General features: G+C 61.9%; 11 protein-coding genes and 1 tRNA gene. 2 read left to right on the forward strand and 10 right to left on the reverse strand.

Features of this window, described 5'->3' with window-relative positions:
- The first annotated feature begins 1,046 nt into the window (after positions 1–1,046).
- Positions 1,047–1,122 (forward strand) — tRNA-Gly (locus JF616_12585).
- 248 nt (positions 1,123–1,370) lie between these two features.
- Here the strand turns inward: JF616_12585 and JF616_12590 are convergent.
- Positions 1,371–3,404 (reverse strand): aconitate hydratase, encoded by a 2,034-nt coding sequence (locus tag JF616_12590; protein MBW8888586.1) that lies wholly within the window; start codon positions 3,402–3,404, stop codon positions 1,371–1,373.
- A 180-nt stretch (positions 3,405–3,584) separates the two neighbouring features.
- A complete protein-coding gene (locus JF616_12595) occupies positions 3,585–3,740 on the reverse strand; it encodes a hypothetical protein (GenBank protein ID MBW8888587.1) in 156 nt (51 codons plus the stop codon).
- 160 nt (positions 3,741–3,900) lie between these two features.
- On the opposite strand from JF616_12595, the gene JF616_12600 reads away from it, so the two are divergent.
- Positions 3,901–5,244, forward strand: a complete 1,344-nt coding sequence (locus JF616_12600) for an erythromycin esterase family protein (GenBank protein MBW8888588.1) — start codon at positions 3,901–3,903, stop codon at positions 5,242–5,244.
- Positions 5,245–5,382: 138 nt separating this feature from the next.
- Here the strand turns inward: JF616_12600 and JF616_12605 are convergent, their stop codons facing one another.
- The 8 genes from JF616_12605 to JF616_12640 all read right to left on the reverse strand — a co-directional run bounded on the left by JF616_12605 (position 5,383) and on the right by JF616_12640 (position 15,511).
- Positions 5,383–7,584, reverse strand: coding sequence for an amylo-alpha-1,6-glucosidase (locus JF616_12605; protein ID MBW8888589.1), 2,202 nt, complete (start codon positions 7,582–7,584; stop codon positions 5,383–5,385).
- A complete protein-coding gene (locus tag JF616_12610) occupies positions 7,502–8,638 on the reverse strand; it encodes a glycosyltransferase family 4 protein (GenBank protein MBW8888590.1) in 1,137 nt (378 codons plus the stop codon). Before JF616_12610 ends, JF616_12605 begins: the two co-directional genes overlap by 83 nt.
- Positions 8,639–8,655: 17 nt before the next feature.
- Complete coding sequence (locus JF616_12615) at positions 8,656–9,069, reverse strand: hypothetical protein (GenBank protein ID MBW8888591.1); 414 nt, start codon at positions 9,067–9,069, stop codon at positions 8,656–8,658.
- A gap of 67 nt (positions 9,070–9,136) precedes the next feature.
- The gene (locus JF616_12620) at positions 9,137–10,165 is read right to left on the reverse strand and encodes a glycoside hydrolase family 43 protein (GenBank protein MBW8888592.1); all 1,029 of its coding nucleotides are present in this window, start codon (positions 10,163–10,165) and stop codon (positions 9,137–9,139) included.
- Complete coding sequence (locus JF616_12625; GenBank protein ID MBW8888593.1) at positions 10,146–10,940, reverse strand: phytanoyl-CoA dioxygenase family protein; 795 nt, start codon at positions 10,938–10,940, stop codon at positions 10,146–10,148. Before JF616_12625 ends, JF616_12620 begins: the two co-directional genes overlap by 20 nt.
- 38 nt (positions 10,941–10,978) lie before the next feature.
- The gene (locus JF616_12630; GenBank protein MBW8888594.1) at positions 10,979–13,174 is read right to left on the reverse strand and encodes a sugar nucleotide-binding protein; all 2,196 of its coding nucleotides are present in this window, start codon (positions 13,172–13,174) and stop codon (positions 10,979–10,981) included.
- Positions 13,171–14,286 (reverse strand): UDP-galactopyranose mutase, encoded by a 1,116-nt coding sequence (gene glf, locus JF616_12635; GenBank protein MBW8888595.1) that lies wholly within the window; start codon positions 14,284–14,286, stop codon positions 13,171–13,173. Before glf ends, JF616_12630 begins: the two co-directional genes overlap by 4 nt.
- Positions 14,279–15,511 (reverse strand): glycosyltransferase family 1 protein, encoded by a 1,233-nt coding sequence (locus JF616_12640; GenBank protein ID MBW8888596.1) that lies wholly within the window; start codon positions 15,509–15,511, stop codon positions 14,279–14,281. Before JF616_12640 ends, glf begins: the two co-directional genes overlap by 8 nt.
- Positions 15,512–15,551 lie beyond the last annotated feature (40 nt).

Raw genomic sequence — 15,551 nt, forward strand, 5'->3', positions numbered from 1 at the left:
GCCCGTTGCTGGCTAATCTTCCATCGGTTAGCCCCGCTTCCACCTCCCACGTTCGCGATGGCTTCATGGGGGTTCAAACGGTCCGATTTGTCGATACAAGTGATTTGAAAACGGTCAGCCATGAGGCGACCTCCAGTGTTGAGCGAAATGCTCTCCCGGGCACTTGAAGGATTTATCGGATTCCAGTATACTGGTTGCGTCGTGCAAACCCCTGGGCCGGTTCCTTCAACCGGAAGCGGTCCCGGACAGTTTGGCCCCATAGTTAGCGCTATGGGGCTTTTTTATTACTGTCCGATTCCCGTTCAAAGAATACCAATTTCGGATGGGGCCTACAACTAGATCGTCCGAGATCGCGCGACACTTTGCACACTAGATTCTATCTCGCATAGTGCCAAAGCCTTAGAGATGGCTTATGCTCTTTGTGATATGCGTCTGTCCAATTGTTAAATATTCTTTCAGCGCCAACCTATATCCCACACTTATATCTATTAGCGACAACGTTTTAGCTGCACCCCAGGCAGAAGGGGACGCGGATAAAACACAGGGGATAAAGTTTTCCCACCATGATCATCGAACCGAAAATCCGGGGCTTCCTGTGCATGATGCCATGCGGGACCAAATCCGGTACATGAAATACCTGGACCCATTCCGAAAGGGCCCAAGAAGGCCCCCATCATCGGGTCTTCCGCCGGATAGGGCATGGCTTCCCATGGTACAGACTCACGGCTGGTACCAGACCTAGAATTGCATTTGCTAAAGGGCGGATTGCACAATATGCGGGCATTAGAACGGCACTTTTTCGGTACTTATTATCTTTGCCCCTAGGTCCATAGTGGGCCAGCATGGGCCTAGGTGCTACGCTTTGGTTTTGTCTATGGAGGGGTGCCGACAGGGGAGACTAGGACCAGGGAGGGCAAATCGTCAGGGATAACAGCCTATCTAGGTCGGCTTTTGTCCGCCACTTAGATGGAAGGAAGGCCCGAGGACGTTTCCAAATCCACTTGGGCAGTCTATATTATCCGAGCCGCCGAAGATCCGGGGCACGTGCGGATTTAGCTCAGTTGGTAGAGCTTTTGCTTCCCAAGCAAAGGGTCGCGGGTTCGAGTCCCGCAATCCGCTCCATAAGCCCCTTCGGCTTGCCTGATTCCACTAGGAATTGGTCAATGCCGGAGGGGCTTTTTCGTTTCTACTTCCTTTCCACCCGGCCGTCCAAATCGACCACTCCCCGCCCGGGAAAAACGGCTGTCTAAGGGCGGGTCAGATGGAAGAGCATTTCCCTGCCCATGGCGCCGGAGTCGAAGGCGAAAGCGTCGATGCCGAGGCGATAGCTCGCGGCGGAATTGTCGAACGAAATCAAGTAAGGCATCGGCCTATCGACTCGACGGAACATTTTCTTCCGCCGCCCCGCCGGTATGGATGCGGAAGTAGCTGATCACGCCTCCGGCCAGAACCGCCTGCATCTGTCGCTCGCTTAGGCTAATCGCCATGGGATATTCGAGGCCGCGAGTTTCATTTAGGATCCGGATCGGACCGCCGGCCATCAGCTGGCTCCGAAGATCTTTCGCGGAAAGCAAATCGCCGGAACGTATGGTTTGGTAGTCGTCCGGGTTCCGGAACTCCAAGGGAAGGATCCCGAAATTGACCAGGTTCTGTCGGCCGATGCGGGCGAAGCCCTTGGCGAGCACCGCGATCTGTCCCAGGTACCTGGGCGCGAGCGCGGCGTGCTCGCGGCTCGACCCTTGGGCATAGTTCCGGCCCGCCACCACGACGTGCCCTCCGAATGCGCGCCCGGCTTCGATAGCCCGGTCGGGGAAGCCGGGGTCGATGACGCCGTAGGTGAAGCGAGCGATTTCGGGGATATTGCTGCGGTAGGGCAAGGCTTCCGCGCCCGCGCGCAGGATTTCATCGGTGGAGATATCGTCGCCCAACTTGAGGAGGACGGGGACGCGGAACGCATCGGGCAAGGGACCCAGATCGGGCAAGGCTTTGATATTGGGTCCTTTGATCAGAGTCGCCGTGCCCACGGTTTCCGGATCGGGCGGCAGCAGCATGGCGGTATTGATAATCTCTTTCCCGGGCGCCTGGTAGCGGGGATAGGCAAGGCCGAGCGCCTCCAGATCGCGGGGATCGGTTATCTCCCCGGTCAGGGCCGAGGCGGCGGCCGTTTCCGGGCTGCATAGGTAGACCCGATCATCAACGCTTCCCGAGCGGCCGGGGAAATTACGGGGCACGGTGCGCAGGCTGGCGCGCCCCGAAGCCGGGGCTTGGCCCATGCCGATGCACCCGTTGCATCCCGCCTGATGGATGCGCGCCCCCGCCCTCACCAGTTTTTCCAGTGATCCGTTTGCGATGAGATTCTCCAGGGTTTGCCGCGAAGAGGGATTGATGTCCAGGGAAACCTCGGGATGGGCCATCCGTCCCGATACGATTTCGGCCGCGACCCAGAAATCGCGCAGGCCCGGATTGGCCGATGATCCGATGTAAGACTGGTAGATGGGAAGCCCGGCCGCCTCCCGGACGGGATGTACGTCGCCCGGGCTTCCCGGAAATGCGATAAGGGGCTCGAGCGCCGAGAGATCCAATATCTCGCGCGCATCGTAGGCGGCGCCCGGATCCGCCGCCAGGGGCCGCCACGCTTCTTCGCGTCCTTGTGCCTTAAGGAACCGCCATGTTTCCTGGTCCGATGGGAATACCGAAGTGGTCGCTCCCATCTCGGTCCCCATATTGGCCATGACGTGGCGATCCATGGTCGAGAGGCCGGCCAGCCCGGGACCGGAATATTCCACCACCCATCCTTTGCACCCTTCCACGCCATGCCGCCGAAGCAACTCCAAGATGGCGTCCTTCGCGCTGACCCAAGGCGGAAGTTTCCCGACAACCTCCACCCCGAGCACCCGCGGCATGGCCAGGAATAAGGGCTCGCCGGCCATGGCGAAGGCCACGTCCATGCCGCCCGATCCGAAAGCGAGCATTCCCAATGCGCCCGCCGCAGGGGTATGGCTGTCCGAGCCCGCCAGGCTCGCTCCCGGAACCCCGAACCGCTCCATGTGCACGGGATGGCTCACGCCGTTGCCGGGCCGGCTATACCAGATCCCGAACCGTTTGCACGCGGAGAGGAGAAAGACATGATCATCGGCATTCTTATGATCGGTCTGGAGCAGGTTGTGGTCCACGTATTGGACCGACAGCGCGGTCTTAACGCGTTCCAGCCCCATGGCCTCCAGTTCCAGCATCACCAAGGTACCGGTCGCATCCTGGGTCAAGGTCTGATCGATGCGGATCCCTATCTCCGAGCCTGGCGTAAGCCTGGACTCCGGCAGATGGGCGCCATCAACCTTGGCGCCTTCCCAGGCCGCGATATGGTCCCGAATAAGTCGTTGGGTCAGGTTAAACGAAGAGGCCATGGAAACCAATACAGGACCCGGCTTGCGCCGGGTCCCACCTATCGTTTCCCCGGGTGCATGACACCGATTATTGGCAGGCGTCATGCCCCTTGGCAGTGATAGGTCTGTCTATAAGATAAAGTAGGCTTGCATCTACGTGGACGCAAACTACGTGGCACGTAGGAATCGAGTGCGTCATGGCTAGGCATGACTTCGTTTGAAGAATTGTATGGCCTTCTCATGCCTTTCCGCCGCGATGCGGGTCTTGAATGTGCCTAGGTTGCGGCGCTTTCCCGTCTTGGGATTGATTTTCCTCGAATAGAGACGGTATCCGCCCCCTCGGAGTTTTCGAATCATGCTACTCTCCTGATTTCCGCCCCCTTATTCAAAACTGCCCTTTTACGCGAGCGGATGTAAGCGGATTTCCTCGCGTCATGGGCTCGGAAATCGGCGGGGCCGAATCGCGCATCGATTCTCGTCGAAACCTATTTTGATTCATAAGAGCGAGGACTTGGCCATGCCCGCGTCCGTCTCCCATGCACTACAAGACGCTTTAGCCTTAATTAGCGCGCCCATTGAGGGCCGTCCGTCCGATTATGATCCGCTGATCGAGTCCATCGGCGAAGCCCGCTTCGTCCTTCTCGGCGAAGCCTCGCATGGCACGCGCGAATTCTATAGTCAGCGGGCCGCGATCACCAAGCGCCTGATCCGGGAGAAAGGTTTCACCGCCGTGGCCGTCGAGGCCGATTGGCCCGATGCGTTCCGCGTGAACCGGTTCGTCCGGGGCGAAGGCGATCCCCTGTCAGGCGCCGATCCCTTGGAAGGATTCCGGCGTTTCCCGGAATGGATGTGGCGCAATTCCGAGGTCCTGGATTTCATCCTCTGGCTGCGGCAATGGAACGATTCGCTCGGACCGGGCCGGCCCAAAACCGGTTTTTACGGCTTGGATCTCTACAGCCTGTATGCTTCCATGGAAGCCGTACTTGCCTACCTGGATCGCATCGATCCGGAGGCGGCCGCCCGCGCGAGGGAGCGGTATGCCTGCCTGGGGATAGATGCCAACCGCATCGAGGCCTATGGAATGAACGCGGCCCTCGGACTGTCGCCCTCTTGCGAAACCGAGGTGATCGATCAATTGCTTGAGCTTCGGCGCCGGGGCGAAGCCCTGGCCGCTTCCGCTCCCGACGGAGACGAACTCTTCCAGGCGGAGCAGAACGCGCGCTTGATCGTGAATGCGGAACAATATTACCGCACCATGCTCCAAGGCCACGTTGCCTCCTGGAACCTGCGCGACAAGCATATGGCCGATACCCTGGATGCCTTGGCTTTCCACCTCGAATCCCGCACGGGCATTCCGTCCAAGATCGCGGTCTGGGAGCATAACTCCCATCTCGGCGATGCGCGCGCCACCCAGTTCCGCCGCCATGGGGAGCTCAACGTGGGCCAGCTCGCCCGCGAACGCTACGGCTCCCAGGCCTACCTGGTGGGGTTCACGACTTTCTCCGGCACCGTGCGGGCGGCCGCGGATTGGGGCGAACCGGGATCCGAAAAACGCGTCCGGCCAGGATTGCCCGGCAGCTATGAAGCGCTCTTGCATGGGACGGGCATGGAGAAATTTTTCCTGGACCTGCGCTTGGAGCATACGGCCATCCGGGATTTGGGCGAGCCGCGCCTGGAACGCGCCATCGGCGTGGTGTACCGGCCCGAGAACGAACGGAGCAACCACTACTTCGAAGCCCGCCTACCGGCCCAGTTCGACGCCGTTATCCATTTCGACGAAACGCACGCCGTGGATACCTTGGGCCCCCCTCGGGATGGCCCTGACCGCGAGCCGCCGGAAACCTATCCCGACGCGGTATGAGGGGCGCCGCCAAGGTTTCCAAGATCGACGTGAACGTTACAGCCGGCGGAAAAGGCGATAAGGACGGCAAGGGCGATGTTCAGGCGAAGAAAGCCGGAACCAGCGTCGGCAAACGCGTCGCCAGCAAATAAAAGCCGCTCATAATCCATCTTGGCGAGCGGCTTCATAAAGCGGCGCTCCCAAGGATTCAACGACTTCGATCTTTCCTACGCGGCGAGGCATCTCGACCGTTATGTCATTCCCATGCCTACGGACCGTCAGATCCAAGATGGCATCTCCGACCTTAAGTTCGCGTATCCGTATCTCATCGAGAAAGGCGGGAAGACGCGGCTGGGTCAGCCGGACTTGGCCCGCGACGGCGTCGATTTCCAGGCCCAGGCAGGCTTCCAAAAGGAAATAAACCGAGGCCGATGCCCAGGATTGGGGATTGCATGCCACCGGATAAAGCGTGGGGCCCGCTCCCGGCCGTTTCACGAATCCGCAAAACAATTCCGGAAGGCGATGCAGATCGAAATGGAGGCTGGCTTGGAACAATCCTTCCAAGACCTGGCAAGCCGCGGCCCGGAAGCCGTAGCGTCCCATTCCCCATGCGATGAGGGCATTGTCGTGGGGCCATACGGACCCATTGTGGTAGGACATGGGATTATACCGGGCTTCGCCCTCGGCCAGGGTGCGGATTCCCCAACCCGAAAACATCGCGGGAGAAAGGAGCCCGTTCACCAAAGCCGGCGCATCCGCTTCGTCGGCGATGCCCGCGAACAGGCAATGCCCGGCATTGGAGCTGCGCACCTGGCATGGGCGCTTGTTCCCGTCCAAAGCCAAGGCATAAGTGCCCAAATCCGGGAGCCAGAAAGCCGCGCGAAAGCGCGTCTTTAGATCGGAAGCCTCGACGTCGAGTCGATCGGCCAGGCCCGGCTTACCGAGGGCCCGCGCTAAGCGGGCCATGCCCCGTTTGGCCGCATAGACATAACCCTGCACTTCGCACAAGGCGATGGGTTGGGGGGCCAGGCTCCCATCGTAGTGGAATACCGAATCTTCCGAATCCTTCCAGCCTTGCTGCAATAATCCGGCCTTGCCCGCCCGCTGGTATTCCACGAATCCATCCCTATCGGCGTCCCCATAGCGGTCGATCCAATCCAGCGCTGCCTCGAAGTGGGGCCACAGTTCCCGGAGGAGGGGCAAATCTCCCGTACGGGCGTGATAGCGCGCGGCCAACATCAGGAACAAGGGAGTGGTGTCGATGCCGCCATAGTAGCGGCCGAAGGGGATCTCGCCCAGATTGGCCATCTCCCCGTTCCGGGTTTCGTGCAGGATCTTCCCCGGTTCCGCATCCCGGGACGGATCGGATTCCCGGGCTTGGCGCGCGGCCAGGAACCGCAGCACGCCGGCCGCCAGGCCCGGACAGGCCCAAGAAAGCTGGTAGGCTGTCAGGATGCCATCGCGGCCGAAGACGGTGCTGAACCAGGGGATGCCCGCGTACGGGTATCCGCCTTCCCTGGTTTCCGTCGTCATCATGAACAGGTCCACCGTCGATCGGTTAATCCAACTATCGAATTGGGGATGGGAGGATTCCAGGAGGCTGGTCGAGCCGCGCAGGCAACGGAACGCCTCGCCCAGGCCCGTGAAGGCTTCCTGGTAGGCCAAGGTTCGGGGGGCGCGCGGCCCGGACTCGCATGTCGCGGTGAAATAGAATTCCTTCCGGCCATGGGACGGGAGGCTTAAGGAATAAAGGGCGTACGCGGGCCCGAGCTCCGCGGGAGCCGGGTCGAATCGCAACTGCGCGTTACGATCCAGCCCGTCGAGCCCCAGGTATCCGATGACCACAACGTCCCGGCCCAATTGCGGAGCCAACTGCCGGCCCCGGGCGGGGCGATGCATTCCCCGCACTTCGAAGATGTCCGCGAAGTCCGAAGCGAACTCGAGGGTGAACGGGAGATCAATGGGCTCCAGCGCGTAGTTCGTGAAGCGCAGCCTCATGTAGAGGCATCCGTTCCACAGGAAGCAGGTCTGATAGATGTGGATGCGGTCGCCTTTGATGACGCGGCCTCCGATCTCGAGATCAGGATTGGCCGAGTCCACTTCCAGCATGTCATTGTCTTCGCGTACGGCCGAACTCAGGACCAAGGGCTTGCGGCCCGCGAGGCGCAATTGGAAGCGCGATAGGAATCGCGTGCCTTCATGGTAGAGGCCATGGTCCCCGCGGCCCCCCGGCAGGAAGGAGCCCTGCCTATCGAAGACCGCGAAGGTTTCCCCGTGCTTAAGGACCCGGTTCTGCTTCTCGGCCTGGGATGCCTCGACCAGAATGGAATAATCGTCCGGAGCGGTCATGTTCTCTTGCATAAGGACCCCCTTGCGGAACCGGTTCCGGTCGCGAGGCGAGCAACCGCTTATACAAGCGCAGGTAGCCGGCGGCCATTCGTTCTGTCGTGAAGCGCTGCTCAAAGGCGGCGCGCACTCGCGCGCGATCCAATCCGGAAGCCTTCGCCACCGCCCCCGCGGCGGCCTCCGTATTCTCCACGATGAAGCCGGAAACCCCCTCATCGATCACTTCAGGGACGGAGCCGCGGCGGAATGCGATCACTGGGGTGCCGCAAGCCATGGCCTCGATCATCACCAAGCCGAACGGCTCCGGCCAATCCACCGGGAAAAGGAGCGCCATGGCCCCTCCCAGGAATCCCGCCTTTTCCGCTTCCCCGATCTCGCCCACGAATTCGATCTCCGGAGGCGCCAGCAACGGTTTGATGACATCTTCGAAGTAGTCCTCCTCATGGCGGGAGACCTTGGCGGCGATCTTCAGGGGGATTCCCGTCTTGCGCGCGATCTCGATGGCCAAGTCCGGGCGCTTCTCCGGCGAAATCCTTCCCAGGAAAGCGAGGTACTTCCCCGCTTTGCCCTGGAAGGGGTAAAGGTCCGCCGGCAAGCCGTGCTGGACCGTGCCAAGCCACGTGGCATCGGGCAGGAACCGGCGCTGTTCCCGGGATATCGAAATCAAACGCATGCCCGCGAACTCGCGGTGGATAAGGGAATTCTCCGGGTGATCCGTACGGCCATGCAAGGTCGTGATCAGGGGAGCGTCGGGCCTACGCCGGGCGGCAGGGAAGGCGAGGTAGTCGATATGGGAATGTAGGATATCGAAATCATCCGCATGCCTCATCACTTCCTCGGCCATGGCCAGTTGGGGGGCGATGGGATCCTGGCAACCCCCAAGCCGGAGGGCTTCGCCGCAGCAAGCGACCAAGCGGGCGGAGGTTCGCGAGTCGCCGCTGGCGAACAAGGTGACCTCATGCCCCATGGCCACCAAGGCTTCTGTCAGGTAATGGACGATGCGCTCGGTGCCTCCGTAGAGCCTAGGGGGAACGCTTTCGTAAAGCGGTGAAACCTGCGCGATACGCATGGCGCATTCCATCGCAATCAGGTGGTCCGCACCCGGCCTTTGCGGTCCTCCAACAGGTCTATGCCTTTCTTGCCGTAGGCGATATCGGCTGCCTTATAATCGGTCAGGAACCAAACTATGAACAGGGCGATGCCTGCCACGATGAAGAAATCCCGCCCGGCCATGTCATAGCCGAAACCGGCGATCCAGGGCATGGCGACCAGGAAGGGGCTCAGGATCAGCTCTAGTGTTCCATGTACGGTGAACGGCATGAACTTCACCAAACCGTATTGATAGGCCGTGGCGAGGATCAGGACGACATACACGGCTCCGAGAACGTAACTGGCGGCCGAGGCTTCGCGGCGGAAATGGAATATGGACGGAGCGATGAAAAGCATGATGGTCACCAGGATGTCCAGAATGCCGTGGATCTTAGGGGATAGCAACTTCATGGGCTCCTCCTTCGGAATGGATCGGCGCCGCCGACCCCTATCCTTAAAAAAGATTTTGAGCGGTGCTTTAGGGCCGGATGGGTCGGGGCGTCCAGCTCGGACCAGGGCTGCGGGGGCCTTGGGGGGTCCAGAGCAGAGGATCAATGCATAAGCGCCGGGCCGTGAGACCGGGATCCCAGGCATGATAGGCGATAAAAAGCGTTTCTCCGTCCGGGCCTTCGACTAGGGAGTTGTGCCCGGGGCCTAACATGCGGCCCGGCGCGGTCCGTAGCACGCGCGGGCCGATTCCGTCGCTGGTATCGACATAGGGCCCTAACGGCTTGTCCGCTACCGCGAAATCGACGCCATAGCCTTCGGTCTCCCAACGTCCGCCGCTATAAAGGCAAAAATAGCGGCCCTCCCGCTTGACGACGCACGGGCCTTCCAACGTGTGCCAGTCGTAACGATTTCCATACATAAATCGATCGGCTTGGAAACGTTGCCAATCGTGGCGGGCCCTAAGGACTACCCGGCTCTCGCCGGCCAGGCTGGTCATGCCCCGGAGGGCTTGGGCCACCAAGGCGGTGCCGGCGCGTTTCGAGCCCGGCCCCGGAGGCCCGGCGTCGAGGAAATCCGCCGCGAAGAAAAGGTACCAGCGCCCGTCATCATCCCGGAAAGGATGCGGATCGATGGAAAAGAGCCAGTCCGAGGCAGTGGTCAAGGGGATTCCGGTATCATGGTACGGTCCGGTCGGGAGATCCGCGACGGCGACGCGCAAGTGGTGGCCCTGATCCCCGCGCCCCACCGAGTAGTACAGGTAAAATCGTCCCTCGGCGCAAGCCACTTCGGGGGCCCAAAAGGTTTCGCCGAAGGCGGCGCCGAATTCCGGCTTGGCCATGGCGTGGCCCTTCTCTTCCCAATGGATCAAATCTCGGGAGACGAGCAAAGGGAAGATGCCCTGTTTGGCTTCGCCCGTCCCGCCTTCGGCTTCTTCCCGGCCGGTCCCGACCGCGTAGTAGATCCCTTCATGCTTCCATACGAAAGGATCGGCGAAATAGCCGGGGTATACGGGATTGCGGTAGGTTTGCGGTAAGCCTTCAGTATTCGAACTCCACATAGGCTTCCGCCTTTTCCCCGGGAAGGGCCTCGACGACGCGGCAGCGCAGCAAGGCCCGGATTTCCGGATCCCAGGTATCGTACAGGTTACGGGGGACGTCCAAATCCACTTTCAGGGTCCGCAGCCAATGCATGACGTAACCCATCACCACCATGGGCCTTTGCCGTTCGGTGCGGTTGGGGCTGCCCCGGTGCAAGGCGTAGGGCCAGCGCAGGCACAGATCGCCTGCTTCCATGAGGAAGGACTCGATTTTCAGATCGCCGCGCTTGAGCCTCGCGAAGGCTTCCTCCTTGGGCAAGCGATGGGAACCGCGCACCATTTGCAGGGGCCCGTTCTCTTCGGTAACCGCGCATAACGGGAAATTGGCGGCCAAGGCATAGGGCGGCGTGTGGAAATCCTCCCTGAAAAGAGGGCGATGATCGCGATGCAATTCCTGGAAATCCGATCCTAGCACCGGCGTGTCCACCGCCAGTTGCACCAGGGCGTATTCCTGGGCGAAGACCTTGTCGAGCAGGCGTAGCAACGGGGGCGCGGCGAAGACCGCCGCATCGGCGAAGGGGGCCACCCAGGGCAAGGTGACGTAGAAACGCCCGGGCCCGCGCGGAGCCAGGGCTCCCGGGATGCCGCGCCGGCGATCCAGTAGCGCATCGAAGGCTTCGGCCCATTCCCGGATTCCGTTGCGATCGAAAAGCCCCTTCAGGATGCAAATGCCGTCGCGTTCCAAATCGGCGGCCAGGGAATCGAGTTCGGATTCAGGGATATCGCGCGTATGCATGTCTTCCCTCCGCGATCCGTATCAAACTACCAAGCCGCTCATGGCCGCTCGCTGCCGGCCAATTGACGCAGGCAACGCTCCAAGGCGGGCTGCCAAGGGCCCAAGATGCATCCGCGCTCGCTGGCCAAGGCGCTCATGCGGGGCCGGGGCGCTTTCCAGCCCATCTCATCCGTTGGCGTAGCCAACACTTTTTCCGCTCCCGCCCCGATCAGGCTGGCGACCGCGCGCGCGAGATCCGCCCAGCTCGCGGCCCCCGAGTTCGCCACATGCCAGATTCCCTTTTCGCCGTCGAGGAAAAGGTCCAGGGCCGCATCGATCATTTCCGGGATGCAGGTGGGGGAGACCAGGGTATCCCGCGATGCTCTCACGGTTTCGCCCCGCATGAGCCGGTTCCGGAAATCCCACAAGAAGTTGTACCTATCCCAAGGCCCGAAGAACGCGCTGGTGCGGATGACCAAGGCTTCGGGATGCTTCGCGGCGACCAGGCGTTCGGCTTCGGCCTTGCTGCGGCCGTAGACGCCGAGGGGCGCCACCGGATCGGATTCCAGGTATGGGCGGGCGGCGCGGCCGTCGAAAACGAGATCGGAGGAAAAGGTCGCGAAGCGGATGCCGCGCGCGGCGCAGGCATCCGCCAGCAATGCCGCGCCCAGCGTATTTTCGCGCCGGCAACGCGCGGCCTCCGCTTCGGCATCGTCCACCCGCACGAAGCCGGCGGCATTGATCACGCCCCACGGCCGTACTTCCCGGAGGGCCGCCCGCACCGAAGCGGGATTGGCGACGTCCAGTCCGGATCGGTCCAACGACACGCAAGCGATCCCGCGACGGCCGCAGAGATGCGCCACGGCCCGTCCCAAGGTACCCCCGGCGCCGGCGATAAGCAATGGCCTCGACGTACCCCCGGCCCCTAAGGACGCGTCCGCGCTTTCCCCTTCACCGAGGAAACGCCCGGGTCGGTGCCACCACCCGGGCCCATCCGATACCGGATCATCCGGCTGGCGGCCATTCGCCAAGCTCGCGGCTAACGTCGCCAGAGCGGTGGGGCGCGGCGCGGGTCCCCGCACGTCGAAGGCTCCGGGTTCGTAATGACCGCGCTCCCGCGTCACGAGGCAGTCCCAATCGCAGGAGCCGAACAAAGACCATTGGGTGACCGCGCGTAGATCGACGCCTTCGCGGCGGACCGCGCATGCGGCTTCCCAGATCTCGCGCAGCCACCGCAATTGATCCTCGCGGGAACAGCCGAGGTGGGCCTCGGTGACGGCCATGGGCTTCCGGTAGCGGTTCCAGGCTTCGCGCAACAACCCTGTCGGCCCCAGCATGGCGGCTCCATGGACGCGGACGGCCTCCGCATCCACGTAAGCTTGGCGGCCGTTGCCGCCCGGGGCGAGGCCGGGATACTTCCCCAATCGCGGATCGAGCCAACGTTCGCTGGTTACGTAATAGTTGAACCCGAAGATGTCGGGAATGCATGGCGCATCCGAAATGGCCAGAAGCTCCGCCTCTCCTGCGCCCGAGCCCAGCAAATAATCCCAAAGCGGGTGCCCGCGGGAGACTCGCCCGCAGAGCAGATCATAGGAGAGCCATCGTCGTTGGTTTTCGAAATCGGCCTGGTAACCTAATCCCGCGGCGGCGTGCACCATGCCCAAATCCTCGGTTTGCACCAGGCGTGCGGCGGGGGTTATCGTCCTGATGGCGCGCATGCAGAGCGCGATGGCGGCGCATTGGTTCAGCAAGGCCCGCACGAAGCTGCGATCGTCGCGGCCATGGGGATGCCAGTGCCCGTAGAGCCCCGAGAACCGGGCGGTCGTGAGCGGTTCGTTTACCGGGGTGTAAGCTTCGACCCAGGGATAGCGCCGGGCCACCCGTAAGGCGAAGCGGGCCGCGCGCTCGGGGAACTCCGGATCCAGCAGGCCCGTCCAACGGGGCCCGCTGCCATGGTGCAGTAGCCCCACGATGGGGGTCATCCCCAAGGCGCGGATGCGTCCCAGGCGTTCGTCCGGAAAGGACCAATTATCCTGCCCCTGGGCGCCGGGCTCCACCCGCTCCCAATGCACCGGATAGCGGAGGGTCCGGATGCCCAAGCCTGCGATCCTATCCAGGTCTTCCGGCCGTCGATCGTGGCCTTGCAAGCGGAATTGATCGAGGTAGAGATCGCCGACGCGGTTCAAGGTGCATTCGATCCCGCCCCATAATTCCGGGCGGCCGGCAGCATCGGCGCCCGCCTGCGATTGAGTCATACCAGGATGGGCGCGGTTTGCTCTTCCCTGGCCAGTTTTCGATAGCTCGCCAGGGCCTGGGCCACCACCTGGTCCATGTTGTAATACTTGTAGGTCGCCAACCGGCCGACGAACATCACTTCCGGCATGGCGGCAGCCAGGGATTGGTAGCGATGGTAAAGCTCATTATTCTCTTTGCGTGGGACCGGATAATAAGGATCCCCTTCCGCCCGGGGGAATTCGTAAACGATGCCCGTTTTCGGATGCCGTTGTCCGGTGAGGTACTTGAACTCGGTGATGCGCGTATAAGAATGCTCGTTGGGATAATTCACCGTGCCCACCGGTTGGAAAACCTCCTGGTCCAAGGTCTCATGCCGGAACTCCAGCGAGCGATAGGGCAATTTCCCGAAACGGAAATCGAAGAAGGCGTCGATGGGGCCGGTGTAGATCATTTTGCGGAAAGGGATGCTCCCGACCATGGAGCGGTAATCGGTATTCAGCATGACGTGGATGCGCGGATGCGCCAGCATGCGCTGGAACATGCGGGTGTACCCATGCAAGGGCATGGCTTGATAGGTATCGGTGAAGTAGCGATCGTCGCGGTTGGTGCGCACTGGCACGCGCGCCGTCACGGATGCGTCCAGCTCGGAGGGGTCGAGGTCCCATTGCTTGCGGGTATAGCCGCGGAAGAACTTCTCGTACAACTCCCGGCCCACCTTGCTTACCACCACGTCCTCGGAGGTTCGGACGGGGTCGCGATGCTCGGCCACGGATGCGAAGAAGGCCTCCACTTCGGACGGCCTCAGGTTCATGTTATAGAGCCGGTTCACCGTGTCCAGGTTGATAGGGATGGGGACCAATTGGCCGTCCACCCGGGCCAGGACCCTATGCTCATAGGTACGCCAAGCGGTGAAGCGCGAAAGGTAATCGAAAACCTCTTTGCTATTGGTGTGGAAAATATGCGGCCCGTAATCGTGGATCAGGATCCCGGAGTCGTTATAGGAGTCGTACGCGTTCCCGCCGATGTGGGGACGCTTATCGACCAAGAGCACCTTCTGATCGGAGCCCGCCGCCAGGCGCTCGGCCAATACGCTGCCCGCGAAGCCCGACCCGATTATGAGATAGTCATACATGGGCGGCCCTTCCTTTGCCCTGGGCGCGCGCGCCCAGGGCGGCGGCCATAAGGCCGTCCATTTCCGACCAGGTGGCGTCCCAGGAATGCTTAGACAGGAATCGATCCGCCTTGGCCAACCAAGACCGGTTGTTTCGTTGCGCCAAGGCCTTCTCGCAGGCCGCTACGAAGGCCTCCGGAGCGTCGGCGATGTGGACCAGGCCTTCCTTGCCGTACGGATCCACCACGTCGCGGATGGAGGTGGACACCACGGGTTTACCCGCCGCCAGGAACTCCGGAGTCTTGGTAGGACTTATGAAGCGGGTGGAATCGTTATGGGCGAAAGGCATCATGGCCGCGTCCCAGCCCGCCAGATAGCGTGGGAGATTGGCGTAATCCTTACGGCCGAGGTAATGCAGGTTAGGGCGCCGGGGCAGGGAAGAGGGATCGATCTTGCATACCGGCCCCAATAGGATCCAATGCCAATGCGGTCTGGATTCCGCAAGCGCCCCCACCAGGTCGCGATCCAACCGCTCGTCCAGCACGCCGTAGAATCCGATGCGGGGCCTGCCGATGGATTTCTGATCATCCGGATCGGGGCCCCCTTCCCGCGCCTTCCGGAAATGCGCCTTATCGATACTGCTTGGGAAAAGGTGGATGCTCTTATGCATATGTTTCTTGGCCGCGTAGATGCTGGCGCCTCCCGTGAATACCAATTCGGATCGGGCCATTAGGCGATGCTCCATTTCGGCCATCGACGGCGGCGCCCCCTTGAAGGCGGAGAGTTCGTCCATGCAATCGTAGACGACCAGCGCGGGTTTCAGGTGGGAGGTGAAAGGCAGCGCCATGGGGGTGTAATACCACGCCACGAAGTCGCGGATGGACCAGCGCGAGAGCATGCCGTCCACCAGCTCTCCCAGGGCCGCGAAGGTTTTGGCCTCGGAGTAGTCGGCCGGCAGATGCGGGGTCAGCAGCATTACGCCGGCTTCGCGCGCGGCCATTTGCAGACGGGGTTCGGCGCAGGCCTTGTCCCGTACCGGCTCTTCGAAGTAGAAGACGCGGCCCTTGCGCGCGAAGCGGGTTAACAGGTGCTGGGGCCGCTGGAAAACGAAATCCCAGCGCAGATGGGAGAAACAAACGACGTCGCGCCTTCGTCCCTCGACCGCGCTTCCACCCTGGCCCGTGGTCCCATGGCCGGGTTCAAGGATGGCTTTCCAATCGGGCTTTCCATTGTCTTCCAGAATCATGTCTGCTCCTAGGTGCGGCTCCGGGCATCGCCTGCCCGGG

The organism is Fibrobacterota bacterium (genome assembly GCA_019509785.1).
Taxonomy (GTDB): domain Bacteria; phylum Fibrobacterota; class Fibrobacteria; order UBA11236; family UBA11236; genus Chersky-265.